Origin of the sequence: Caldimonas taiwanensis NBRC 104434, from assembly GCF_001592165.1 — a bacterium.
Taxonomy (GTDB): domain Bacteria; phylum Pseudomonadota; class Gammaproteobacteria; order Burkholderiales; family Burkholderiaceae_C; genus Caldimonas; species Caldimonas manganoxidans.
The window spans coordinates 81809-106011 of record NZ_BCWK01000003.1 but is presented as its reverse complement, the minus strand read 5'-3'; the positions used below and the strand labels follow the sequence as shown (position 1 = coordinate 106011).

Annotated in this window: 21 protein-coding genes and 3 tRNA genes; 20 read left to right on the top strand and 4 right to left on the bottom strand. The window is 64.8% G+C overall.

Translation table 11 applies throughout. The features are described 5' to 3' along the window. Positions 1–10: 10 nt before the first annotated feature. The 18 genes from leuB (at position 11) to CTA01S_RS03745 (ending at position 18732) form a co-directional block, all read left to right on the top strand. Positions 11–1090: a 3-isopropylmalate dehydrogenase gene (leuB, locus tag CTA01S_RS03830; protein WP_062192387.1), complete on the top strand. Its 1080-nt coding sequence runs from the start codon at positions 11–13 to the stop codon at positions 1088–1090. 89 nt (positions 1091–1179) lie between these two features. Beyond that, entirely contained in the window at positions 1180–2313 is a 1134-nt protein-coding gene (asd, locus tag CTA01S_RS03825; protein WP_033370781.1) for an aspartate-semialdehyde dehydrogenase, read from the top strand. Positions 2314–2581: 268 nt separating this feature from the next. Next, positions 2582–5089 carry a motility hub landmark protein FimV gene (locus CTA01S_RS03820; protein WP_062192653.1) on the top strand — a complete coding sequence of 836 codons (2508 nt, stop codon included), beginning with the start codon at positions 2582–2584 and terminating at the stop codon, positions 5087–5089. A gap of 95 nt (positions 5090–5184) precedes the next feature. After that, entirely contained in the window at positions 5185–5994 is an 810-nt protein-coding gene (gene truA / locus CTA01S_RS03815) for a tRNA pseudouridine(38-40) synthase TruA (protein ID WP_062192382.1), read from the top strand. Then, positions 5991–6647 carry a phosphoribosylanthranilate isomerase gene (locus tag CTA01S_RS03810; RefSeq protein ID WP_019559256.1) on the top strand — a complete coding sequence of 219 codons (657 nt, stop codon included), beginning with the start codon at positions 5991–5993 and terminating at the stop codon, positions 6645–6647. Before truA ends, CTA01S_RS03810 begins: the two co-directional genes overlap by 4 nt. A gap of 20 nt (positions 6648–6667) precedes the next feature. Further along, complete coding sequence (gene trpB / locus CTA01S_RS03805; RefSeq protein WP_019559257.1) at positions 6668–7936, top strand: tryptophan synthase subunit beta; 1269 nt, start codon at positions 6668–6670, stop codon at positions 7934–7936. Then, positions 7933–8760 carry a tryptophan synthase subunit alpha gene (gene trpA / locus CTA01S_RS03800; RefSeq protein WP_062192377.1) on the top strand — a complete coding sequence of 276 codons (828 nt, stop codon included), beginning with the start codon at positions 7933–7935 and terminating at the stop codon, positions 8758–8760. The genes trpB and trpA overlap by 4 nt, the downstream gene beginning before the upstream one ends. Beyond that, positions 8757–9629, top strand: a complete 873-nt coding sequence (gene accD, locus CTA01S_RS03795; protein ID WP_062192374.1) for an acetyl-CoA carboxylase, carboxyltransferase subunit beta — start codon at positions 8757–8759, stop codon at positions 9627–9629. Before trpA ends, accD begins: the two co-directional genes overlap by 4 nt. A gap of 112 nt (positions 9630–9741) precedes the next feature. Further along, complete coding sequence (gene folC, locus CTA01S_RS03790; RefSeq protein WP_062192371.1) at positions 9742–11043, top strand: bifunctional tetrahydrofolate synthase/dihydrofolate synthase; 1302 nt, start codon at positions 9742–9744, stop codon at positions 11041–11043. A 59-nt stretch (positions 11044–11102) separates the two neighbouring features. Next, positions 11103–11864 (top strand): SPOR domain-containing protein, encoded by a 762-nt coding sequence (locus CTA01S_RS03785; RefSeq protein ID WP_062192367.1) that lies wholly within the window; start codon positions 11103–11105, stop codon positions 11862–11864. Positions 11865–11869: 5 nt separating this feature from the next. Then, positions 11870–12370, top strand: a complete 501-nt coding sequence (locus CTA01S_RS03780) for a CvpA family protein (protein ID WP_019559262.1) — start codon at positions 11870–11872, stop codon at positions 12368–12370. A gap of 19 nt (positions 12371–12389) precedes the next feature. Continuing rightward, positions 12390–13907 (top strand): amidophosphoribosyltransferase, encoded by a 1518-nt coding sequence (gene purF, locus CTA01S_RS03775; RefSeq protein WP_019559263.1) that lies wholly within the window; start codon positions 12390–12392, stop codon positions 13905–13907. Between the two features lie 10 nt (positions 13908–13917). Next, on the top strand, positions 13918–15162 hold the full coding sequence (locus CTA01S_RS03770; RefSeq protein WP_019559264.1) for an O-succinylhomoserine sulfhydrylase: 1245 nt from the start codon (positions 13918–13920) through the stop codon (positions 15160–15162). Next, positions 15159–16547 (top strand): glutamate--tRNA ligase, encoded by a 1389-nt coding sequence (gene gltX, locus CTA01S_RS03765; protein WP_062192364.1) that lies wholly within the window; start codon positions 15159–15161, stop codon positions 16545–16547. The genes CTA01S_RS03770 and gltX overlap by 4 nt, the downstream gene beginning before the upstream one ends. A gap of 79 nt (positions 16548–16626) precedes the next feature. Further along, a tRNA-Ala gene (locus tag CTA01S_RS03760) sits at positions 16627–16702 on the top strand. A 38-nt stretch (positions 16703–16740) separates the two neighbouring features. Next, positions 16741–16816: transfer RNA gene (locus tag CTA01S_RS03755), tRNA-Glu, on the top strand. A 48-nt stretch (positions 16817–16864) separates the two neighbouring features. Beyond that, positions 16865–16941: transfer RNA gene (locus CTA01S_RS03750), tRNA-Asp, on the top strand. 318 nt (positions 16942–17259) lie between these two features. After that, on the top strand, positions 17260–18732 hold the full coding sequence (locus CTA01S_RS03745) for a high affinity choline transporter 1 (protein ID WP_198150770.1): 1473 nt from the start codon (positions 17260–17262) through the stop codon (positions 18730–18732). A 5-nt stretch (positions 18733–18737) separates the two neighbouring features. On the opposite strand, the gene CTA01S_RS03740 is transcribed toward CTA01S_RS03745, so the two are convergent. Beyond that, positions 18738–19664 (bottom strand): LysR family transcriptional regulator, encoded by a 927-nt coding sequence (locus CTA01S_RS03740; protein WP_026329898.1) that lies wholly within the window; start codon positions 19662–19664, stop codon positions 18738–18740. A 123-nt stretch (positions 19665–19787) separates the two neighbouring features. Here CTA01S_RS03740 and CTA01S_RS03735 point away from each other — a divergent pair, with 123 nt between their 5' ends. Both CTA01S_RS03735 and CTA01S_RS03730 read left to right on the top strand, forming a co-directional pair. Continuing rightward, positions 19788–20867, top strand: coding sequence for a tartrate dehydrogenase (locus tag CTA01S_RS03735; RefSeq protein ID WP_062192361.1), 1080 nt, complete (start codon positions 19788–19790; stop codon positions 20865–20867). A gap of 142 nt (positions 20868–21009) precedes the next feature. Continuing rightward, positions 21010–21984: a Bug family tripartite tricarboxylate transporter substrate binding protein gene (locus CTA01S_RS03730; RefSeq protein ID WP_062192645.1), complete on the top strand. Its 975-nt coding sequence runs from the start codon at positions 21010–21012 to the stop codon at positions 21982–21984. 45 nt (positions 21985–22029) lie between these two features. Here CTA01S_RS03730 and CTA01S_RS03725 read toward each other — a convergent pair whose 3' ends face one another. Genes CTA01S_RS03725 through CTA01S_RS03715 form a run of 3 tightly spaced genes read right to left on the bottom strand, consistent with a single transcriptional unit; the run spans position 22030 to position 23914 of the window. Then, on the bottom strand, positions 22030–22473 hold the full coding sequence (locus CTA01S_RS03725; protein WP_232300979.1) for a carboxymuconolactone decarboxylase family protein: 444 nt from the start codon (positions 22471–22473) through the stop codon (positions 22030–22032). Between the two features lie 20 nt (positions 22474–22493). Next, positions 22494–23417 (bottom strand): DMT family transporter, encoded by a 924-nt coding sequence (locus CTA01S_RS03720; protein ID WP_062192356.1) that lies wholly within the window; start codon positions 23415–23417, stop codon positions 22494–22496. Beyond that, a complete protein-coding gene (locus CTA01S_RS03715) occupies positions 23414–23914 on the bottom strand; it encodes a methylated-DNA--[protein]-cysteine S-methyltransferase (protein ID WP_062192351.1) in 501 nt (166 codons plus the stop codon). Before CTA01S_RS03715 ends, CTA01S_RS03720 begins: the two co-directional genes overlap by 4 nt. Positions 23915–24203 lie beyond the last annotated feature (289 nt).

Genomic DNA, 24203 nt, shown 5'->3' with positions numbered 1-24203 from the left:
AAGGAAGACCATGAAGATCGCAGTCCTGCCGGGTGACGGCATCGGCACCGAGATCGTGGCCGAGGCCGTCAAGGTGCTCGGCGCGCTCGATCTGCGCTTCGAGATGGAGCAGGCGCTGGTGGGCGGTGCGGCCTACGAGGCGCACGGCCACCCGCTGCCCGAATCGACGTTAAAGCTGGCGCAGCAAGCCGACGCGGTGCTTTTCGGTGCCGTGGGCGATTGGAAATACGACAAACTCGAGCGCGCATTGCGGCCCGAGCAGGCCATCCTGGGGCTGCGCAAGTATCTGGGGCTGTTCGCCAATTTCCGTCCGGCGATTTGTTACGAGCAGCTCACGCATGCCTCCAGCCTCAAGCCCGAGTTGGTGGCGGGGCTGGACATCCTCATCATCCGCGAACTCACCGGCGACATCTATTTCGGTCAGCCGCGGGGGCGCAGGGCGTCGCCCGATGGGGCATTCCAAGGGGCGCCCGAAGCTTTCGACACGATGCGCTACAGCCGCCCGGAGATCGAGCGTATCGCTCACGTGGCTTTTCAGGCGGCTCGCAAGCGCGGCAAGAAAGTCACCAGCGTCGATAAGGCCAATGTGCTGGAGACCTTCCAGTTCTGGAAGGACGTGGTCACGGAGGTGCATGCGCAGTACCCCGACGTGGAACTCGAGCACATGTATGTCGACAACGCCGCGATGCAGCTGGTCAAGGCGCCGAAGAAGTTCGATGTCATCGTCACCGGCAACATGTTCGGCGACATCCTGTCCGACGAGGCGGCGATGCTGACGGGCTCGATTGGCATGCTGCCGTCGGCCTCCCTGAACGAACGCAAGCAGGGGCTGTACGAGCCCAGCCATGGCTCGGCGCCGGACATTGCGGGCAAGGGGGTGGCCAACCCCTTGGCCACGATTCTCAGTGCGGCGATGATGCTGCGCTTCAGCTTGGATCAGCCCGAAGCGGCCGATCGCATCGAACGTGCCGTGCAGGACGTGCTGGCCCAGGGCCTGCGCACGGCGGATATCTTCAGTGAAGGCACCACTCGCGTGGGCACGAAGGAGATGGGCGACGCCGTGGTCGCCCGTCTGAAAGCGCAGGGCTGAGCCCACGAGGCCGGCTATCGACGCTGGCATTGTGGGAGTCCGTGGCATGGACTCCCGTCCCTCAAAGCAACTTCTGGCGATAGACAACGATGGCAACGACTCTGGTAGGTTTGGTGGGTTGGCGCGGCATGGTCGGCTCGGTGCTCATGGATCGCATGCGTGCCGAAGGTGATTTCGAGTTGATCGAGCCGCTGTTCTTCAGCACCAGCAATGCAGGTGGCGCCGCCCCTGAGATGGCAAAGAACGAGACCACGCTGAAGGACGCTTTCGACATCGAAGCGCTCAAGCGCTGCGACATCATCTTGACCGCGCAGGGGGGCGACTACACCACCGAGGTCTTCCCCAAGCTGCGTGCAGCGGGTTGGAAGGGGCATTGGATCGACGCGGCCTCTACGCTGCGCATGAAGGACGATGCGGTCATCGTCCTGGACCCGGTCAACATGCCTGTGATCAAGAATGCGCTGGCCAAGGGCGGGCGCAACTGGATTGGTGGCAACTGCACCGTCAGTTGCATGCTCATGGGCGTGGGGGCGTTGTACAAGGCCGGCTTGGTCGAGTGGATGAGCACCATGACCTACCAAGCGGCCTCCGGCGGCGGCGCGCAGCACATGCGGGAGCTGCTCACGCAGTTCGGCACGCTCAATGCCGAGGTGCGCGAGCTGCTGGACGACCCCAAGAGCGCGATTCTGGAGATCGACCGGCGCATCATCGCCAAGCAGCGCAGTTTGTCGGCCGAGGAAGTGGCCCATTTCGGTGTGCCTCTGGGGGGATCGCTGATTCCCTGGATCGACAAGGACCTCGGCAACGGGGTGAGCCGCGAAGAATGGAAGGGCGGGGCCGAGACCAACAAGATCCTGGGCATCGGCGAGGGCTTCGGCACGCCGGCCATTCCGGTGGATGGATTTTGTGTGCGCATCGGCGCGATGCGTTGCCACAGCCAGGCACTGACTTTCAAACTGAAGAAGGATGTGCCGCTGGCCGACATCGAGGCCATGATCGCGGCCGACAATGCTTGGGTCAAGGTGGTTCCCAACACCCGGGAGGACACGTTGCGCGAGCTCACGCCGGTGGCCGTCACCGGTACGCTGACGATCCCGGTGGGGCGCCTGCGCAAGCTGGCCATGGGGCCGGAATACCTTGGCGCCTTCACGATCGGTGATCAGCTCCTGTGGGGGGCGGCTGAACCCTTGCGCCGCATGCTGCGCATCATCATCGACCAGTGAGAGCAGCCCCGGACTGTGGCGTGCGCCCCACAGTCCGTGCAATGTTGACGCCTGTGGTGGTGAAGGCAAACGTCAGCCATTGCATGAGCTTGTCATCGTATCTACTTGATGCTATTGTGATTTCCGACTTTCCTGCGGAAAATCCATCACTATCGATGACTCTGCAGGCCCGCTTGCGCGCTGGCGGCCTGTTTCATTGGGAGACGCCTTGAAATCATCTTCACGTTCCCTAGGGCGTTTCGCTCTGTCTGGGGTGGCGGCTGCTGCCATGTTTTTGGCAGCCGGCCAGGCCGCGGCGCTGGGGCTGGGTCGGGTGACGGTTCAGTCGGCGCTTGGCGAGGCCCTGCGGGCGGAGATCGACGTCACCAGCCTGACGCCGGAGGAGGCGGCCAATTTGCAGGCTCGCATCGCGGCTCCCGATGCTTACCGGGCCGCCGGCGTGGAGTACAACGCTGTCCTGAGCGGCGCGCGTGTCACCCTCGAGCGTCGGTCGGATGGTCGCCCATACCTGAAGGTCGTCAGCGATCGTGCGGTGCAAGAGCCGTTCGTCGATGTGATCCTGGAGCTGTCCTGGACCTCGGGTCGCTTGGTGCGTGAGTACACCTTGCTGCTCGATCCGCCATCGTCCACGCGCCGTGCGGCGGCACCGGCGACGGCACCGATCATCAGCGCCCCCCCGGCGCCAGCGGCGTCGATCGCCGCGCCCCCGGCGCCGGCGGCTGGGCCAGCGCGGCCGGCCGCAGCAGCGGCTGCGCTCGCGCCATCGGCTGCGCCGGCCGCGGCCAATGCTGCAGACGAGTACCGAGTGCGCCGTGGCGACACTTTGTACGGCATCGCCGCACGTGTCCAGCGTCCCGGCGTCTCGCTCGACCAGATGCTCGTGGCGCTGTTTCAGGCCAACCCACAGGCGTTCTCTGGCGGCAACATGAACCGCTTGCGCGCCGGGGCCGTGTTGTCGATTCCTGCTAGCGAGCAAGCGGCCAGCGTCTCGCCCCGGGAGGCACGCCAGCTGATCCAGGCCCAAAGCGCCGACTTCAATGCTTATCGCCAGCGTCTGGCTGCCGCGACCCGGCAGACGGCCACCGAAGAACCCACGCGACAAGCGTCTGGACGGGTCGAGGCCGAGGTACAGGATCGCCGACAGGCCGCCGATGCCCCACCGGATCGGCTGACGCTGAGCAAGGGGGCCGTGGCGGCCGCCCCCGGTGCGCCTTCCGCCGAAGATCGCATCGCGCAGCAGCGGCAACAGCAGGAAGCCGCTCAGCGTGTGGCCGAACTGTCGCGCAATGTCGAAGAACTCAAGCGCATCGCGCCGGCTGGCACCCCGGCCGCCGCACCCGCGCCTGCGCCGGCGGCTTCGCCCGCGCTCGGTGTGAGCGTGCCAGTGGCGGCTGCGCCAGCGCCGCTGGCCTCGGCGCCCGAGGCAGCGCCATCGCAGCCAGCTGCCGCTGTGGAGGCCGCGGCCAGCGCGGCCTCCGATGCGGTCGGTGTGGCCGCTGCGGAGGCTTCGGCACCGGCAGTGGCCCAGGCCGCAGCCTCTGCGCCTGCGCCGGCGGCCGCACCTGCGCCGGCGCCCGTGCCCGCGGAGCCCAGTCTGATCGATGACTTGTTGGCCAATCCGCTCACCCTGCCGTTGGCGGGCGGCTTGGTGGCCCTGCTCGTGGGCTTGGGGGTTTACCGTTTGCGCTCGCAGAACAAGAAGGACAGCGGTGAGACGTCCTTCCTCGAGAGCCGCTTGCAGCCCGATTCCTTCTTCGGCGCCAGTGGTGGCCAGCGCGTGGATACCAAGGATGCGACCGGCGCTCCCTCGTCGTTGAGTTATTCGCTCAGCCAGCTCGATGCCATCGGTGATGTCGATCCGGTGGCCGAGGCCGATGTGTACTTGGCGTATGGCCGTGACTTGCAGGCCGAGGAAATCCTCAAGGAGGCCATGCGTGCCAATCCCGAGCGGCTGGCCATCCGTACCAAGTTGCTGGAGGTTTACGCCAAGCGTCGTGATGCCAAGGGGTTCGAGCTGTTGGCCACGCAGTTGTACGGCCTGACGGGTGGCCAGGGCGAGGATTGGGCTCGCGCCCAGGAGTTGGGGCGCCAGATCGATCCGGACAATGCGTTGTACCAACCGGGTGGCGCGCCCGCGGATGCCGCCAAACTGCCCGAAGGGGGCTACGAGCCGCTTGGGGCGAGCACCATGCCCCAATCGGTGATGCCTACGCCGTCGACGTATGCCGACGAACCGCAGGCTGCGCTCAAGGTCGACCTCGATTTGGATCTGCCTTTGGACGAGCCGCCAGCGCCGGCCGGCGGCTTCAATTCGGAATCGACGCAGCCGCTGACGGCCGCGCCGGTGGACCCGGAGCCCGCCCCGACGGCGCCCCAGGAGCTGCAAGCCTCGTTGCCACCCGCGGCGGCGCCCGAGGCGGGCATGGCATTCGAACTGCCGGAGCTGCCCGAAGTGGCTTCGGCAGGGGCTGAGGCCGGTGCCGGTGCGCCGAGCTCGCAGCCCATGGAGTTCGAACTCGAAGGCTTGTCGCTGGATCTTGAGCCCCGCCCCTCGGCCGAGGCGCAGCCCTCGCGGGCCGAGGATCCCTTGGCCGAGCTGGATCTCGGTGAAGGCGAGGTGCCTGGCGATCCGATGGAGCGCAAATTGGAGTTGGCTGAAGAGTTTCGCCAGATCGGTGACCGTGAAGGCGCGCGTGAGCTGCTCCAAGAGGTCGTGTCCAAGTCCAGCGGGGCTCTGAAGGCCAAGGCGCAGAGCATGCTTGCCGAGCTGACCTGAACGGGCCGTGCCCGTCGTGGGCCAGGAGGGCGCTGGTCGCCACCTGGCCCTTTGTTTTTTCGAGTCGCGCCAGAACCGATCAGAAAAGAGGTGTCGTGAGGATTGCATTGGGCGTCAGCTACCGGGGAACGGCTTATCTGGGTTGGCAAAGCCAGCCCAATGGTCGTACGGTGCAAGATCAGCTCGAACGGGCCTTGTCGCGTTTTGCCGATCACCCGGTGCGGGTGGTGTGTGCAGGGCGTACCGACGCCGGGGTGCACGGCCTCAATCAGGTGGTGCATTTCGACACCGAGCGCCAGCGTGAGCCGTTTTCCTGGGTGCGAGGCACCAATACTTTCTTGCCCGAGGACATTGCGGTGCAATGGTGCCGGCCGGTGCCGCCGGACTTCCACGCCCGCAACAGTGCCCGCTCACGCCGCTACGTCTACGTGTTGCGCGAGTCGCCCGTGCGGCCGGCCTTGGAGCTTGGTTTGGTGGGCTGGGTGTTTCGGCCGCTGGACGAGTCCGCGATGCGCCGGGCGGCCGATCACCTCGTGGGACGGCATGACTTCAGCGCGTTTCGTTCTTCCGAGTGTCAGGCGCGCAGTCCGGTCAAACACTTGATCGACATCTCGATCGTGCGCCGTGGCGCTTATTGGCGGTTCGAGTTCGAGGCCGATGCCTTCTTGCATCACATGGTGCGCAACCTCATGGGCTGTTTGATTGCGGTGGGCTGCGGCGGACGCGATCCGGACTGGGTGGCTCGGGTGTTGGCCGGCCGCGATCGGACATTGGCGGCGCCTACCTTCGCGCCAGACGGTCTGTACTTTCTTGGGCCTCGGTACGATGCGCATTTGGGGCTGCCGATCCATACCGCAGCCCATGACTGGCTGCCCGCGGCGGTGGCCTCGGAGGGTTCTCGATGACTTTGCCTGCACAACGCACGCGCATCAAGATTTGTGGCCTCACCCGCGAGGTCGATGTGGAGGCGGCGGTGGCTGCTGGGGCGGATGCCATTGGCTTGGTGTTCTACGAACGCAGCCCCCGTTACGTCAGCTTGGAGCGAGCCATGGCCTTGGTGCGCGAGCTGCCGCCGTTTGTCACGCCAGTGGGTTTGTTCGTGAACGCCACGCCGGAGGAGGTGCGCCGGGTTTGCGAGGCCATCCCGCACCTGGTGTTGCAGTTCCATGGCGATGAAACGCCGCAGCAATGCGAAGCCGCCGGCCGTGCCTATCTGCGTGCGGCGCGCATGGCCCCCGGCTTCGATTTGCTACACTTTGCCCAGCGTTTTGCCACTGCCCAAGCCGTGCTGCTGGATGCGCATGTCGAGGGATATGGTGGCGGTGGAAAGGTCTTCGATTGGTCACTCATTCCCCCCGGCGTGCCCTGTCCGGTCGTTTTGTCTGGTGGGTTGAATCCTGCAAACGTGACCGATGGGGTGCTTCAGGTCCGGCCCTGGGCCGTTGACGTAAGCTCCGGCGTCGAATCCGCCAAAGGCATCAAGGATGCCAGCGCGATACGCCGGTTCTGCGAAGCGGTTCGCGAAGCCGATGCGCGCATCGCAGCCGCCGTTGCCTGACCCCCCCAACACCTGAAGTCATGTTGAACTATCAGCAACCCGATGCCCGAGGGCATTTCGGCCCCTACGGTGGTTCCTTCGTCGCCGAAACGCTGACCCATGCGCTGGAGGAGCTCAAGGCGGCGTATGAGCGCTATCGCCGCGATCCCGACTTCCAAGCCGAGTTTCGCCGCGAGCTGGCCCATTTCGTCGGCCGTCCCAGCCCGATCTACCATGCCGCGCGGCTCAGTCGTGAGTTGGGAGGGGCGCAGATCTACCTCAAGCGCGAAGATCTCAACCACACCGGCGCCCACAAGGTGAACAACACCATCGGTCAAGCCTTGCTGGCGCGCCGCATGGGCAAGCCGCGCGTGATTGCCGAGACCGGTGCCGGGCAGCACGGTGTGGCCACGGCCACCATTTGTGCCCGCTATGGCATGGAATGTGTGGTGTACATGGGCAGCGAGGATGTCAAGCGCCAGTCACCCAATGTCTATCGCATGCACTTGTTGGGTGCCAAAGTGGTGCCGGTCGAAAGCGGCTCTCGCACGCTGAAGGATGCGCTCAACGAAGCCTTGCGCGACTGGGTCACTCACGTGGAGAACACCTTTTACATCATCGGCACGGTGGCCGGGCCCGCGCCGTATCCGGCCATGGTGCGTGACTTCCAGAGCGTCATTGGCGAGGAATGCCTCGTGCAGATGCCCGAGATGACCGGTCGGCAGCCGGATGCCGTGATCGCCTGCGTGGGTGGTGGCAGCAATGCGATGGGCATCTTCTACCCGTACATCACGCATGAATCGGTGCGCCTCATCGGTGTCGAGGCGGCCGGGCAGGGGCTGGACACTGGCAAGCACGCCGCGTCACTGAACGCGGGCTCGCCAGGGGTGTTGCATGGCAACCGCACCTATCTGCTGCAGGACGACAACGGCCAGATTTTGGAGACGCATTCGATCTCGGCCGGTCTGGACTATCCGGGCGTGGGGCCCGAGCATGCCTATCTGAAGGACATCGGTCGTGCCGAGTATGTGGGCGTGACCGACCAAGAGGCGCTGGAGGCGTTTCACCGCCTGTGTCGCACCGAAGGGATCATTCCGGCGCTGGAATCCAGCCATGCGGTGGCTTATGCCATGCAAATGGCGCCGACGATGCGCCCGGACCAGATCTTGCTCGTGAATCTGTCGGGCCGTGGGGACAAGGACATCGGGACCGTGGCCGATCTCAGCGGGGCCGAGTTCTTTTGTCGGCCATCGTGCCGGGGCCTCGGCGTCAAGGGCGGTGACGCTTCCGTGATGAAGGGGCCGAAATGAGCCGTATCGCTGCCACCTTTGCCCGCTTGCGCCAGCAGGGTCGCAAGGCCCTCATTCCCTACATCACGGCTGGCGACCCGTTTGCCGATGTCACACCCGAGCTGATGTTGGGCTTGGCCGATGCCGGGGCCGATGTGATCGAGCTAGGGGTGCCTTTTTCCGATCCCATGGCCGATGGCCCGGTGATCCAAAAGGCGGCCGAAAGGGCGTTGGCCCGGGGCATCGGTTTGCCCCAGGTGTTCGATCAGGTCAGGGCGTTTCGCGTGGGCAACACGACCACTCCGGTGGTTCTGATGGGCTACGCCAACCCGATCGAGCGCTACGACCAGCGTCGTGGCCAGGGCGCCTTCGCGCAGGCGGCCCGTGAGGCGGGCGTCGATGGCGTGCTGGTGGTCGATTACCCGCCAGAGGAGTGCGAGTCGTTTGCCGCCACGCTGCAATCCCAGGGCCTGGACCCGATCTTCCTGCTGGCGCCGACATCGACCGACGAGCGCATGCAGCAGGTTGGACGGATCGCCAGCGGCTACGTGTACTATGTGTCGTTGAAAGGCGTCACTGGCGCCGCGCACTTGGACACGGCGTCGGTGGCGCAGATGCTGCCTCGCATTCGCAAGCATGTGGGGGTGCCTGTGGGCGTGGGTTTCGGTATTCGTGATGCCGAGTCTGCCCGGGCCGTGGCCGCCGTATCGGATGCGGTGGTCATCGGCTCGCGTCTCGTGCAATTGCTGGAAGATCAGCCCCGTGACCGCGTGGTGCAGGCCGGGCGCGAATTCATCGCGCAGATCCGTGCGGCCCTGGACAGCCTGGAAGGAGTTCATCGATGAGTTGGCTTGAAAAACTGCTGCCGCCGAAGATCCAGCAGACCGATCCGGCCGAGCGCCGCTCGGTGCCGGAAGGGTTGTGGATCAAGTGTCCATCGTGCGAATCGGTGCTGTACAAAACCGACCTCGAACACAACCACTATGTCTGCCCCAAGTGCGCTCACCACCATCGCATCAACGCGCGCGCGCGGCTGGACAAGTTCCTCGACGCCGAGGGGCGGTACGAGATCGGCCAGGAGGTCATCCCGGTCGATGCTTTGAAGTTCCGGGACAGCAAGAAATACCCCGATCGCCTGAAGGATGCCCTGGAGGCCACGGGCGAGACCGACGCGCTCGTGGTCATGGGCGGCGCCGTCTTGAGCATGCCAGTGGTGGCAGCCTGCTTCGAGTTCGACTTCATGGGCGGCTCCATGGGCTCGGTGGTGGGCGAGCGCTTTGTGCGCGGCGTCGAGACTGCGCTGGAGCAGAAAACCCCCTTCATCTGCTTCACCGCCACAGGAGGGGCGCGGATGCAGGAAGGTCTGCTCAGCCTGATGCAAATGGCCAAGACCAATGCGGCGCTCACCCGCCTGGCCAAGGCGAAGCTGCCCTACATCAGTGTGCTGACCGACCCCACCATGGGCGGTGTGTCGGCCAGCTTCGCCTTCATGGGCGATGTGGTGATTGCCGAGCCCAAGGCGCTGATCGGCTTTGCCGGCCCGCGGGTGATCGAAAACACCGTGCGAGAAAAACTGCCGGAAGGCTTTCAGCGCTCTGAGTTTTTGATGCAAAAGGGGGCGCTGGACATGATCGTCGACCGGCGCGAGCTGCGGCCCACGGTGGCCCGATTGCTGGCCAAGCTGCTGCGGCAGCCGGCCGACGCGGTGGCCTGAGCCTCGTGTTCCCCCATCGGTGTGCGGGGCCGGCTTCGCGCCGGCCCTTTGCCTTGATTCGCAGAGACATTGCAGCCTGTGCGGACAACCGCCAGGCCTTTACCATCGCTCCATGACTCGTCCCCAGACCCTCGCCGACTGGCTGCTGCATTGTGAGCGCCTGCATCCCAGGACGATCGATCTGACGCTCGAGCGCGTGCAGACCGTGGCAGCCCGGTTGAACCTGCGCTTCGAGTGTCCGGTGGTCACGGTGGCTGGCACCAACGGCAAGGGCTCCACCTGCGCCATGCTGGAGGCCATCGCTTTGCAGGCTGGGTATCGCACAGGGGTCTATACCTCGCCTCATCTCGTGCATTTCGAAGAGCGTTGCCGATTGCGCGGGGAGGTGGTGAAGGCCGAGGCCCTGCTGCCACATTTCGAAGCCGTGGAGATCGCACGTGCAGGTCAGGGGCTGACCTATTTCGAGTTCACGACCTTGGCGATCTTGCGGCTGTTGTCCCAGTCCGAACTGGATCTGGTGGTGCTGGAGGTGGGCCTGGGAGGGCGGCTGGATGCCGTCAATGTCATCGATGCCGACTGTGCGGTCATCACCAGCATCGATCTGGATCACATGGAATACCTGGGGCCCGACCGCGAGAGCATCGGGCGAGAAAAGGCGGGCATCATGCGTGCCGGGCGTGCCGTGGTGGTGAGCGATCCCATGCCACCGCGCAGCGTGATCGAACATGCTCAGGCCTTGGGGGCCGACTTGCACCTGTTTGGGCGCGATTTCCGCTACAGCGGCGATCGTCAGCAATGGAATTGGGCGGGACGGCATCGCCGCTACAACGCGCTGGCCTATCCGGCCTTGCGCGGTGCCAATCAATTGCTCAATGCCTCGGGCGTGTTGGCCGCATTCGAAGCGCTGCATGAGTCTCTGCCCATCAACGCCCAGGCTGTGCGCAACGGTCTGGCCATGGTGGAGCTGCCCGGGCGTTTCCAGATCGTTCCGGGGCAACCCACGCTCGTGCTGGATGTTGCACACAACCCCCATGCAGTGGCCACACTGGCCGAGAACCTCGACCAGATGGGCTTTTTCCCGCGCACGCATGCGGTGTTCGGTGCCATGGCCGACAAGGACGTGAGCGGCATCCTGCGACGCATGCATCCCTTGGTCGACGCCTGGTATTTCACCGACCTGCCCACGGCCCGGGCCCTTCCGGGCGCTGACCTGTTGCGCCGCTGGCAGGCTCTGCCAACGCGCTCGCCGGCGCCGGCGGTCGCCTCGGTGCATCCATCTGCGGCGGAGGCCTTGCAGGCGGCCCTGTCTGCGGCCGACCCGGCTGATAGAATCGTGGTCTTCGGGTCCTTCTTCACCGTTGGGGGCGTGCTGCAAGGCGGCCTGCCCCGTTTGTCGGCCCGGCACTTGGGCTGAAGCGGCCTGGCTGGCCGGCGGGTGGGCTGCAGGGCCGGCGTTCCCACATTCCGAGACGCATGGGTCTGCTTTCCTTTTTCAAGCGTGTCGCAGCCTCTGGCGAGGCGCCTGCGGCCTCGCCCCGCCCGGAAGACTCGGTGGAGCAGGCGCGCACCCGGGCCCGACATCGGCTCATCGGGGCCGTGGTGCTCGTGGGGGCGGCCGTGATCGGCTTCCCCTTGCTGTTCGAGACCGAGCCTCGCCCGATTCCCACGGACTTGCCGATCGAGATTCCGGCCAAGGATGCGCCGGTGGTTCGTGCCCGAGGGGATGTTCCAGATTCTGCGGCTTCCGCGGCACGCGCTGCGCAGCCCAGCGCGCTCGAAGAGCGCGTGGCCAATGCCGCTGGCGAGCAGGAGGCGGCTTCCAGCCCGGTGGCAGTGGCCCCCCCTCCGTCCAACGTGTCTGATGCGCCGCCCAGGCCGGCGGCGGCCGCTCCAAGTCCGGCGCCGGCGTCGGCTCCGGCGCCCGCATCGCCTGCCGAACAGGCCGAGGCCGCCCGGGCCCGGGCCTTGCTCGAAGGCCGTCCGGCCGCGGCAGCCGAGGAGACCGCGGCTCGCTTTGTGGTGCAGGTGGGTGCCTTTGGCGAGACCGCCAGTGCGCGCGAGGTGCGAGCCAAGGTCGAGAAGCTCGGGTTCAAAACCTACACCCAGGTCATCGAGACGGCAGCAGGACAGCGCATCCGTGTGCGGGTGGGGCCTTTCGCGTCTCGGGAGCAAGCCCAGCAGGCGGCCAGCCGACTCAAAGCGGCTGGCCTGCCCGCGGCAGTGCTCACGCTATGAGAACCATGGCTGCCATGGGCTGGGTCGACATTGCTTTTCTTGCGCTGCTGCTGGTGTCGGTGGTGCTGGGGCTGGTGCGAGGGCTGGTCTTCGAGGTGCTTGCGCTGGCTGGATGGGTGGTGGCCTTTTTCGCTGCGCAGTGGATCACGCCGCAGTGGAGTGCAGCAGTGCCCATCGGTGCGCCCGGGTCGATGATCAACCACGTCAGCACCTTTGCGATCGTGTTTGTGGCCACGCTGTTCGTCTGGGGGCTGCTGGCGTGGCTGATCAAGAAGCTCGTTCACGCCAGCGCGCTCAGTGTGCTCGACCGGCTCATGGGGGCGGCTTTCGGTTTGGTGCGGGGTGTGCTGATCGCTTTGGTGGTGACTTTGCTCGTGACCTGGACGCCGCTGGCGCGCAGTGAACCGTGGCGAGCCTCTCATGGAGCGGCGCTGTTGCAAGAAATGCTCCAGGGGCTCAAGCCCCTCATGCCTCGCGAGCTGGCCGAGCGGCTCGTGACCCGTTGAACTGTCTGGAAGGTAAACCATGTGCGGCATCGTGGGCGTCATTTCGAAGGCGCCGGTCAACCAGCTCATTTATGACGCGCTGCTGCTGCTGCAGCATCGTGGCCAAGACGCCGCGGGCATCGTCACCGCGATGGACACCAAGTTTTTCATGCACAAGGCCCGCGGCATGGTGCGCGACGTCTTCCGCACCCGCAACATGCGGGCACTGCCCGGCACCGTGGGTTTGGGTCAAGTGCGTTACCCCACGGCGGGCAATGCCTACAGCGAGGAGGAGGCACAACCCTTCTACGTGAACGCGCCGTTTGGCTTGGTGCTCGCGCACAACGGGAACCTCACCAATGCCCATGCCTTGCGCAAAGAGCTTTTTGCCATCGATCGACGTCATCTGAACACCGAGAGCGACTCTGAAGTCTTGCTCAACGTGCTGGCCCATGAGCTGGAGCTGGCCGCGCGTGAATTGCCGCTGACGCCGGAGGAAATCTTCAAGGCCGTGCGAGGTGTGCACAAGCGGATCAAGGGCTCTTATGCGGTGGTCTGCCTGATTGCCGGCCATGGCTTGCTGGCCTTCCGCGACCCGTATGGCATTCGCCCGCTGTGTTACGGGCAGGCCGACCTGCCAGAAGGCACCGAGTGGATGGTGGCCAGCGAGTCGGTGGCGCTCGAAGGCACCGGTCATCGATTCGTCCGCGACGTGGCGCCGGGCGAGGCGATCTTCATCGACCTCGAGGGGCAGGTGCATGCACAGCAATGCGCCGAGCGTCCCAGTTTGAATCCATGTGTTTTCGAGTTCGTGTACTTGGCGCGTCCGGATTCCGTGATCGACGGCATTTCGGTGTATCAGGCGCGGCTCAACATGGGCGAGACGTTGGCCCAGCGTGTCATCTCGACCATGCCACCCAGCGAGATCGACGTGGTCATTCCGATTCCGGAGTCCAGTCGTCCCTCGGCCATGCAACTCGCGCAGAAAATCGGAAAGCCCTATCGGGAAGGTTTCGTGAAGAACCGTTACGTGGGGCGCACCTTCATCATGCCGGGGCAGGCGGTGCGTCGCAAATCGGTGCGCCAAAAGCTCAATGCGATGCCGCAGGAGTTCAAAGGCCGCAACGTGCTGCTGGTGGACGATTCCATCGTGCGAGGCAACACCTCCCGTGAAATCGTGCAGATGGCCCGTGAAGCCGGTGCGCGCCGGGTCTACATGGCTTCGGCGGCGCCGCCGGTGCGCTATCCGAATGTCTATGGGATCGACATGCCCACCAAGAGCGAGCTGATCGCGCACGGCCGCAGCATCGAAGAAATTCGTGAGTTCATTGGCGCCGATGCGTTGATCTACCAAGACGTGGCGGCCATGAAGAAGGCAGTGGGTTCGCTGAACCCCCGGATCGACGGCCTGGAGGCTTCCTGTTTCGACGGCCACTACATCACTGGCGATGTCAGCGCCGAGGACTTCGCGGCCATCGAGACCCAACGGACCTCGCAGGGCGAGGACGAAGAGCCTGGGCGCACCCGCTTGGCGCTGCAAAGTTCGGACGAGGCTTGAAGGGGCGACGATGAGCGACAAGCCTGGCATCCCTCGTGTGGATCTGCCCCTCGATGCCCGCCTAGATACTTTGGCCGTGCGCGAGGGGCTGCCCGCCACGCCCTGGGGCGAAAACTCCGAGGCGCTGTTCCTCACCAGCAGCTTCGTGCACCCGGATGCGGCCACCGCGGCTGCACGGTTTGCCAATGAGGAAGAAGCTTTTGTCTATACCCGCTTCACCAATCCCACCACGATGATGATGGAGCGGCGCCTGGCCGCTTTGGAAGGGGCCGAGGCCTGCATCGCCACCTCCAGTGGCATGGCTGCCATCTTGCTGCTCGTGATGGGCCTGCTCAAGGCAGGGGACCACATCATTTGCTCGCAAAGCGTCTTTGGCTCGACCATCAAGCTGCTGGGCGGGGACATGGCCAAGTTCGGCGTCGAGACCACGTTCGTGTCACAGACCGACGTGGATCAATGGCGTGCGGCGCTCAGACCCCAGACCAAGCTGCTCTTTGCCGAGACGCCCACCAACCCGCTCACCGAAGCCTGCGACATTGCTGCGCTGGCAGATATCGCTCATGCCGCCGGCGCCTGGCTGGCCGTGGACAATTGCTTTTGCTCGCCGGCGCTGCAGCAGCCCCTGCGGTGGGGCGCCGACTTCGTGATCCACTCTGGCACCAAGTACCTCGATGGCCAAGGCCGCGTCATTGCGGGGGCCATCTGCGGGCCGCAGGCCGAGATCGAGGGCAAGCTCGTGCCTTTGATGCGTAGCGCTGGCATGTGCCTGTCGCCTTTCAATGCCTGGGTGGTGCTCAAGGGCATGGAGACACTGTCCATCCGTATGAAGGCGCAAAGCGAGCGTGCTTTGGCGCTGGCCCAATGGCTCGAAGCGCACCCGCAGGTCGAGCGCGTTTACTACCCGGGCCTGGCCTCGCACCCGCAGCACGAGCTGGCCATGCGCCAGCAAAACGGCCTGGGCGGGGCGGTGCTGTCCTTCATCGTCAAAGGCCAGGCCCAAGGGGGGGCCGAGCTGGCGCGCAAGCGTGCCTTCCACGTGATCGACAGTACCCGTATCTGCTCGATCACCGCCAATCTGGGCGATACCAAGACCACCATCACCCATCCGTCCAGCACCTCACACGGACGCCTGAGCGAAGAGCAGCGCTTGGCTGCTGGCATCACCCAAGGCTTGATCCGCGTGGCCGTGGGATTGGACGACGTCGAAGACCTCAAGGCCGATCTGCAGCGCGGCCTCGACACTCTGACCGCATGACCCAAGTTCGCACCCGCTTTGCCCCGTCTCCGACGGGCTTCATCCACCTGGGCAACATCCGCTCGGCCCTGTATCCCTGGGCCTTCGCGCGGGCCAACCAGGGCGTGTTCATCCTGCGCATCGAGGACACCGACCTGGAGCGTTCGTCTCAGGCCGCCGTCGATGTCATCCTCGAAGGCATGAAGTGGCTCGGGCTGGACCCCGATGAAGGCCCCTATTTCCAAATGCAGCGCATGGACCGCTACAAGGCCGTGATCGCGCAGATGTTGGAGCAAGGCCTGGCCTACCGCTGCTACATGACCCCGGCCGAGCTGGATGCGCTGCGCGAGCGCCAGATGGCAGCCAAGCAAAAGCCGCGCTACGACGGCACGTGGCGCCCCGAGCCTGGCAAGACCTTGCCGCCGGTGCCCGAAGGGGTGCAGCCGGTGATTCGTTTCAAAAACCCGATCGGCGGGGCGGTGGTATGGGATGACAAGGTCAAGGGCCGCATCTCGATCAGCAACGACGAGCTGGACGATCTGGTGATCGCTCGACCGGACGGCACGCCCACCTACAACTTCTGCGTGGTGGTGGATGACATCGACATGGGCATCACCCATGTGATCCGGGGCGATGACCATGTGAACAACACGCCGCGTCAGATCAACATCTTCCGAGCGCTTGGCAAAGAGCCTCCGGTGTACGCGCATCTGCCTACCGTGCTCAATGAGCGGGGCGAGAAGATGAGCAAGCGCAACGGGGCCAAGCCCGTGACGCAGTATCGTGACGAAGGCTACCTGCCCGATGCGATGATCAATTACCTCGCGCGCCTGGGGTGGAGCCATGGCGATGACGAGATCTTCACGCGCGAGCAGTTCTTGCAGTGGTTCGACCTGGATCACTTGGGCAAGAGCGCGGGCCAGTTCGACGAAGCCAAGCTGCGCTGGGTGAATGCCCAGCACCTGAAGATGACCGAGGATGCCAAGCTCGTGCCGCTGGTGCGGCAGCAGCTGGCCCGGCTGGGACTGTCGGCCAACGATGATGCGAAGCTGGCCCGCATGTGCGGCTTGTTCAAAGACCGCTGCAGCACCACGGTGGAGCTGGCCCAGTGGTTGGCGATGTACTTTGCGCCGGTGCAGCCCAGCGCGGAAGACATGGCGGTCCATGTGACCGAGGCCGTCAAACCCGCGTTGCAATCGCTGCGCGAAAAGCTCGCCACGGTGACCTGGGAGAAGGCTGCCCTGCAGCAGGCGATCAAAGACACCATCGCTGCCCATGGCTTGAAGATGCCCCAGTTGGCCATTCCCGTGCGTGTGCTGGTGTGCGGCCGTGCGCAGACGCCGTCGATCGATGCGGTGCTCGAACTTTTCGATCGATCCACCGTGCTCGACCGCTTGCAAGTCTGAGAATTTTCGGTTTATACTTTCGTTCTCGCTTGAACGGCGCGACGAAAAAGAAATCAGCGATGATTTCTGAAGCCTCGATGGGGGTATAGCTCAGCTGGGAGAGCGCTTGCATGGCATGCAAGAGGTCAGCGGTTCGATCCCGCTTACCTCCACCAAGTCAGGCGGCGTGCGGTTCAAGTGGACGAAGATTTCAGTCCCCTTCGTCTAGAGGCCTAGGACACGACCCTTTCACGGTTGTAACAGGGGTTCGAATCCCCTAGGGGACGCCAAGTTTGGCGGTGCTTGTCGCAGCGATGCGAAAAACCCGCTACCGACGCGGAGTGGTAGTTCAGTCGGTTAGAATACCGGCCTGTCACGCCGGGGGTCGCGGGTTCGAGTCCCGTCCACTCCGCCAATGTTTGACGCCACGGGGCAAGCACGATCAGTGCTTGCCCCGTTTTCATTTGAGAGGCCAAAGGGTCTTTCCGTAGGCAGGTTTGCAGCGATGGGCATGTCGGTGAGGGCATCGAGCCGTGGTGATGCAGCGATCGGGGCCGAATCCAGGGCCGGCGTGCGCCAGCCATGGCGCATGGCGCGTGCCTTGGGCGTCGTCTGCCTAGGCTTCGGCCTTGGCGTGTGACATCATGGGCTGCCCTCTTGGCCACGCCAGCAATGCTGTGTGCCAGCCGCCGTCGGGCTCGTTCGATTCCCGCTCAACCCTTGATCTTCCGACATGAACGCCTTGCTGATCGCTTTCGTGGTGTTGTACTTGCTGGCCACCTTGGCCCTGGGGGTGTGGGCGGGCACGCGCATCCATGACACCCGCGACTTCGCCGTGGCTGGGCGAAGCCTGCCCTTGATCATGGTGGTGACCACGACATTTGCCACTTGGTTCGGCGCCGAGACGGTGATGGGCATCCCGGCCAAGTTCATCCAGGGCGGGCTGCATGCCATCGTTGAAGATCCTTTTGGGGCAGGGCTGTGTCTGGTGTTGGTCGGCGCGTTTTTTGCCGGCAAGCTGTATCGCTTGAACCTGCTGACCATTGGCGACTTTTACCGTCGCCGGTATGGCAAGGGCGTAGAGGTGTTCTGCTCTGCGGCCATCATTCTGAGTTATCTCGGATGGGTCGCAGCGCAGATCACGGCCTTGGGCCTGGTGTTTTCGGTGTTGACGCAAGGCGCGATGAGCGAGACGGCGGGCATGATCGTCGGGACGCTGGCGGTGTTGATCTATGTGGTGATCGGCGGATTCTTGGCGGTGGCCTGGACCGACTTCATCCAGATGATCGTGTTGGTGCTGGGTCTGTCGGCCATTGCGCTGTTTTCGGCCGATTTGGCCGGTGGCGCTGCAGCGGTGATGGAGGTGGCCCGTTCGCGCGAGTTGTTGCACATTTGGCCGCAGCCGAACTTTACCGACGTGGCGATGTTCGTCGGTGCGGCGCTGACGATGATGCTGGGCTCGATTCCGCAGCAAGACGTGTTTCAGCGCGTGATGTCGGCCAAGGACGAGCGCACCGCGCGGCGTGGCGCGGTCATCGGCGGGGTGAGTTACATCCTGTTTGCGGCCGTGCCGATGTTCATCGTCTGCGCGGCAGTGGCCGTGATGGGACAGCAGGCGCTGGATCTGGCTCAGGAGGACTATCAAAAGCTGCTGCCGACGTTTGTGCTGACGCACATGCCGCTGGTGATGCAGATCTTGTTCTTCGGCGCGTTGCTGTCAGCCATCAAAAGCACGTCTTCCGCGACGCTGTTGGCGCCGACGACCAGCTTCGTCGAGAACATCTTGAAAAACTTGCGCCCCGAAATGAGTGACCGCGAGCAGCTCTTGGCCATGCGGTGGACCTTGGTGATCTTTGCCGCCTTGGTTCTGACTTATGCGATCGCCATGGAGGGCACCTCGATTTATGAACTGGTGTCCTCGGCCTATCAGATCACCTTGGTTGGGGCCTTCGTGCCCTTGGTGTGTGGTCTGTATTGGCGTCGGGCCAGCACGCAGGGTGCCATCGTCAGCCTGGGCGCCGGCATCGGCACTTGGGTGCTGTTCTTGCCGCAGGTCAGCCGTCTAGGGACGGTGTTCCCCGGGCAGTTGGCCGGGCTGCTGGCGGGTTTGGTGGGCATGGTGGTCGGCTCTTTGGCGCCGCAATGGCTGCGCAACCGGCACGATCCCGTCGGTGAGGAGGCCGCCGCACCGTCGTCAACGCACTGAAGGGCTCACATCAGCAGGTCGGCCTTGTGCGCCAGGGCCGTGCGTAAGTAGTCGACGAAGGCACGCACGCGCGCCGAGGTTTGGTGGCGAGGGGGATACACCGCGTAAATGTCGGCCTCTGGCGTGCTGTACTGCGCCAGCACTTGAACCAGCCGGCCGCTGCGCAAATAGCGTTCGATGTCCCACTGGGCACGCATCAGAATGCCATGACCGTCCAGAGCCCAGTTCACCGCGATTTCGCCATCGTTGGTGGTGAGGTTGCCGCGGATCTTCACCGTCTCGGTGCGCAGATGGCCCGCACGCACGCTGGTGAGTTTCCACACGCCGTAGGCCAATTCACCCTGCCGGATGCCGATGCAGTTGTGGCGGACCAAGTCTTGCGGGGTTTTGGGCACCCCGTGCTTTTGCAGATAAGCCGGACTGGCACATAGCAATCTGCGATTGGGCGCCAAGTAGTGCGCGATCAGCCGGGCATCTGGGGGGGCGCCGAAGCGGATGCACACATCGTAGGCGTCTTCGGAAGGTGGCGGCGGATCGACCGATAGTTGCAGTTGGACCTCGACGTCGGGGTATTTGCGAACGAACCGGGAAATCAGGGGGGCCACATGGCTGCGCCCAAAGCCCAGCGTGGCATTGACGCGCAGCAACCCTTTGGGGGTTTGTTTGCTCATCCCCAGGAGCTGCTCCATGCTGTCGATCTCCGACAAGATGCGACGCGCGTGTTCCAGGTAGAGCTCGCCTTCGGGCGTGAGGCTCATGCGGCGCGTGGTTCGGTTGATCAGCTTGACGCCCAACCTGGCTTCGATGAGGGCCAGATGTTTGCTCACCGCTGGGGTGGTGATGCCCAGCTCGCGCGCGGCGGCACTGAGGCTGCCGGCACGGGCCAGGGTGCTGAAGAACCCAAGATCGGACGCTTGAACCACTTTGGGCATGGCGCAGGAGCGTGGCTTGATTGTGAACTTGAAGTAAATGATGCGTTGAGTCGTGCGCGCTCGCAAGGCCGGGCCGGGCTCCTACAGTGACGGTGTCTCTTCACATCGTTTGCGACATCGGTCATGAAAACCTATGCGATCGCGCTGATTCCCGGCGACGGCATCGGCAAAGAAGTGGTGCCGGCCGGACGTCAGGTGCTGGAAGCCCTGGCCCGCAGCCGCTCGGATTTGCATTTCGAGTTCGAGCACTTCGACTGGGGGGCGGACTATTACCGCCGGCACGCAGTCATGATGCCGCACGACGGGCTGGACCGTCTGCGCGCCAAGGATGCGATTCTGTTTGGCTCGGCTGGGGATCCTGGGCTGCCCGATCACATCACGTTGTGGGGCTTGCGACTGAGGATCTGCCAAGGATTCGATCAGTATGCCAACGTGCGGCCGACCAGAATCCTGCCAGGCATCGACGCGCCATTGAAGCGTTGCAGTCCGGAAGATCTCGACTGGGTGATCGTGCGGGAGAACTCCGAGGGCGAGTATTCGGGCGTGGGCGGGCGGGTGCACCAGGGACATCCGATCGAAGCGGCCGTCGATGTGAGCATGATGACCCGTGTGGGTGTGCAGCGCATCCTGCGCTTTGCGTTCGGCTTGGCGCAATCGCGTCCGCGTAAACAGTTGACGGTGGTCACCAAGAGCAATGCGCAGCGCCATGCGATGGTGATGTGGGACGAAATCGCCCACGAGGTGGCCGAAGAGTTCCCCGATGTGCGCTGGGACAAGGAGTTGGTCGATGCGATGACGGCGCGCATGGTCAACAAGCCCGATACCTTGGACACCATCGTGGCGACCAATTTGCATGCGGACATTCTGAGCGACTTGGCTGCCGCTTTGGCGGGCAGCCTGGGGATCGCGCCAACGGCCAACCTCGACCCGCAGCGTCGTTATCCGTCGATGTTCGAGCCCATCCATGGATCGGCTTTCGACATCATGGGCAAAGGGCTGGCCAACCCGATCGGCACGTTCTGGTCGGTGGTGATGATGCTCGAACACTTGGGCGAGAACGAGGCAGCGCAGCAGGTGATGCGAGCCATCGAGGCCGTCACTTCCGATCCGTCCTTGCACACCGGCGATCTGGGCGGCCATGCGACCACGGCGCAGGTGACCGACGCGGTGTGTCGCTTCATTCTCGAGCCCGGTCGGCGATGAGCGCTGGCGGCTGCGCACCGGGGCGTCGTTGCTTCTCGGCCTGCCGAGGCTGGGCGCATTGAGGGCGCACGGAGGGCGGTGTAAGGCTGCGGCAGAGATCTGCGCCGCCTCGGATTCAACCGTTCGAAGAGGAGACATGGTCATGAAGTCGTTCGTCCGGCTGGGCCTATGCTTGGCCATCGTGGGTCTGGGTTTGCAAATGGGGGGCGTGCAGGCCCAAGCCTGGCCTGCCAAACCGATCACGTTGGTCGTTCCGTTTTCGCCAGGGGGCACCACCGATGTCTTGGCGCGAGCCTTGGCCGATCGGCTTCAGGGCCCCTTGGGACAGCCCGTGGTGGTGGAAAACAAGCCGGGGGCTGGCGCAACACTGGGGGCGGCGGCCGTGGCGAGGGCGCCAGCCGATGGCTACACGCTGTTGATGGGGGCGGTGCATCACACGATCGCCACGAGTGTGTACAAGAAGCTGAGCTACAGCTTCGAGCGAGACTTTGCGCCCATCACCACCGTGGCATTGGTGCCCAATGTGTGGGTGATCAATGCCGCCACGCCTGCGCAGGATGTCAAGTCCATGGTGGAGCTCATTCGCCGGACTCAGCCGGCGATGACCTACGGCTCCAATGGCGTTGGCACGTTACAGCACTTGATCGGCACGCAGCTGTCCGAACAATTCGGGGTGAGTTTGACGCATGTGCCCTACAAGGGCAGCGGCCCGTTGACCACCGATTTGATCGGGGGGCAGGTGCACATGTCGTTCGACACGATCACCCCGGTGCTGCCGCATATCAAGGCGGGCAAGCTGCGTGCGCTGGCGGTGACCTCCGCCAAGCGGTCGTCGGCGCTGCCCGAGGTCCCGACCCTGGACGAGGCCGCAGTCAAGGGATTCGACATGGGCACTTGGTTTGGGGTGCTCGCCCCGGCGGCCACGCCCAAGGAGGTGTTGAGCCGGCTGCACCGGGAGATGGTGGCGATCATTCGCTCGCCGGAGTTTGGCCAGCGCATGCGTGACATCGGCGCCGAACCGATCGGCGACACCAGCGAGGAGATGGCCCAGCGCATCGCAGCGGATACGGCCCGCTATGCGCAGCTGGTCAAGAAAGCCCGCGTGACGCTGGATTGAGGGACCCCGCCTGCGCCAAGTGGACGCTGGGCGCGGCGGGGCGGCTCAGGCTGAGGGCTTGGTCGGGGCGGCGCCAGCGGTGTCGATCACCGATTGGGCGGCCCGGAAGCCCTCGATGGCCGCCGGAAAGCCACAGTAGAGGGCCGAGTGCAGCAGTATTTCCTTCAGTTCCTCGACCGTCACGCCGTTGTTCAGTGCTCCGCGCACATGGCCTTCGAGTTCCTGGCGCTTGCCCAGGGCCACCAGCATGGCCACGGTGATCATGCTGCGCGTTTTCGGATCGAGGCCGGGGCGGCTCCACACCGTGCCCCAGGCCAGTGCGGTCACGAGTTGCTGCAGTTCGGCGTGAAAGTCGTTGGCGTTGGCAAAGGCGCGCTCGACGAAGTCGGGGCCCATGACACGTCGTCGCATGGCCAAGCCGTCGCGAAAGGCATCGCGGCTGAGGTTGAGCGTGAGCTCGGCGGTGGCGGGGTCGGGGATGTGGCTCATGGTGCGGGCACGTCGGCAGGTCAAGAGCTCCATTCTCGCTCAGCCCCTGAAGGTGGCATCTTGGGCTTGGCACGCGGGAACACGCCCGTGACGAGGGCGGTGCCCACGAGGATGACCGCGCTGCCGGCCAGCATGGCAGGGGTGATGCTTTCGTCCAGGAAGCTCCACCCCCACAGCACGGCGAAGCCGGGGATCAGGAAGGTCACGGTGATGGTGTTGGTGGGCCCGACGCGACTCATCAAGCGGAAGTACAGGAGGTAGGCCAGGCCGGTGCACAGCAGGGCCAGCGCCAAGGCCGAGGCCCAAGCGCCGGCCGAGGGGGCGGATGCGGGCCACCACCACCAAGCCGGCAACAGCAGTGCCAAGGCGGCACCCAGCTGGGTGCCGGCGGCCACCGCCAGCGGCGGCACATCGGAGAGGTGGCGCTTGGTGTAGCTGGCCGCAAAGCCGTAGCACAGGGCGGCTCCCAGGCAGGCCAGCACGGCCCAGCCCGAGGCTACGCCCGACGCATCCGGCCGAAAGCTCGCTTTGTCCCAGGCCAAGCCCACCACGCCGACGAAGCCGATGGCCAGTCCCAGCACGCGAGGCCAAGTGAGCCTGTCCTTCAGCCACAGCCAGGCGATCAACGCGCCAAATAGCGGCGTGGTGGCGTTGAAGATGGAGGACAGGCCCGCCGTGATGCTCAGCGCGGCATAGCTGAAGCCGAGAAAGGGCAGGGCGCTGGTGAACAGACCTGCCACGAAAAGCGGGACCGCACGGCGGCTCAACCATGGGGCCTGACCGCGCCAGACCAGCCATGGCACGAGGAACAGGGCAGCGCCCGCGACCCGCACGGCCACCAAGGCCACGGGGCCGAACGGGCCGGCGGCCAGGCGCATGAAGAGGAAGGAGGCGCCCCAAATGGCGGCCAGGACCACGAGTTCGGACAGATCGCGAGTCTTCATGCCGCCAGCACCCCTTCGAGCCGCAGCAAGGCGATCTTGCGTTCCAGGCCAGCGGCGTAGCCCGTGAGGCTGCCGTCGCTGCCGACGATGCGGTGGCAGGGCACGAGGATGGACACCGGATTGCGCCCCACGGCCGCGCCCACGGCCCGCACGGCCTGTGGGCGGCCAATGCGCTCGGCCAGGTCGCGGTAGCTCAGCGTCTGTCCAAGGGGCACCTCCAGCAAGGCTTGCCACACCGCGCGCTGAAAGGGGGTGCCATGCAGGTCCAACGGAGGCCGCTCGCTCAGGCAGCCTGCTTGCCAGTAAGCGTCGAGGCTGGCCTCCACCGCTCGTAGCAAGGGGTCGTCCTCGCAGGTCGGTGCGTCGAGGGTTTTCGGGGTGTCTTTTTGCCCTTCGGCAAACCACAGGCCGGCCAATCCAAGGGCAGTGCGTGCGGCCCAAATCGTGCCCAGCGGCGAAGGCCAGCGGCGTTGCGCGGTGTATGGGACATTCGTCATGGTTGTAGTGCGGTCAGGCAAGGCTGGGGGATGTGAGGACGGCAAGACCTGGCTTGGCCGCTGCGTCGGTGCGTGCTTGCCAGCCATCGAGGGGCACGGTGCGCACCATTGACGCACGCTGCGGGTCGCCACACGCTGGCGCAAGAAGGCGGAAGGCGGCGTCTGCGAGCCAGATTCTCGGCATAGGGCATTATCCGCTTCCGGGGCCCCGCGGCCTGAGGCGGTGGCAGAGGGCGCATCGAATGTGACGGGGACGGTCTCTACAATCGGCAGGCATTCGTCCCCATTG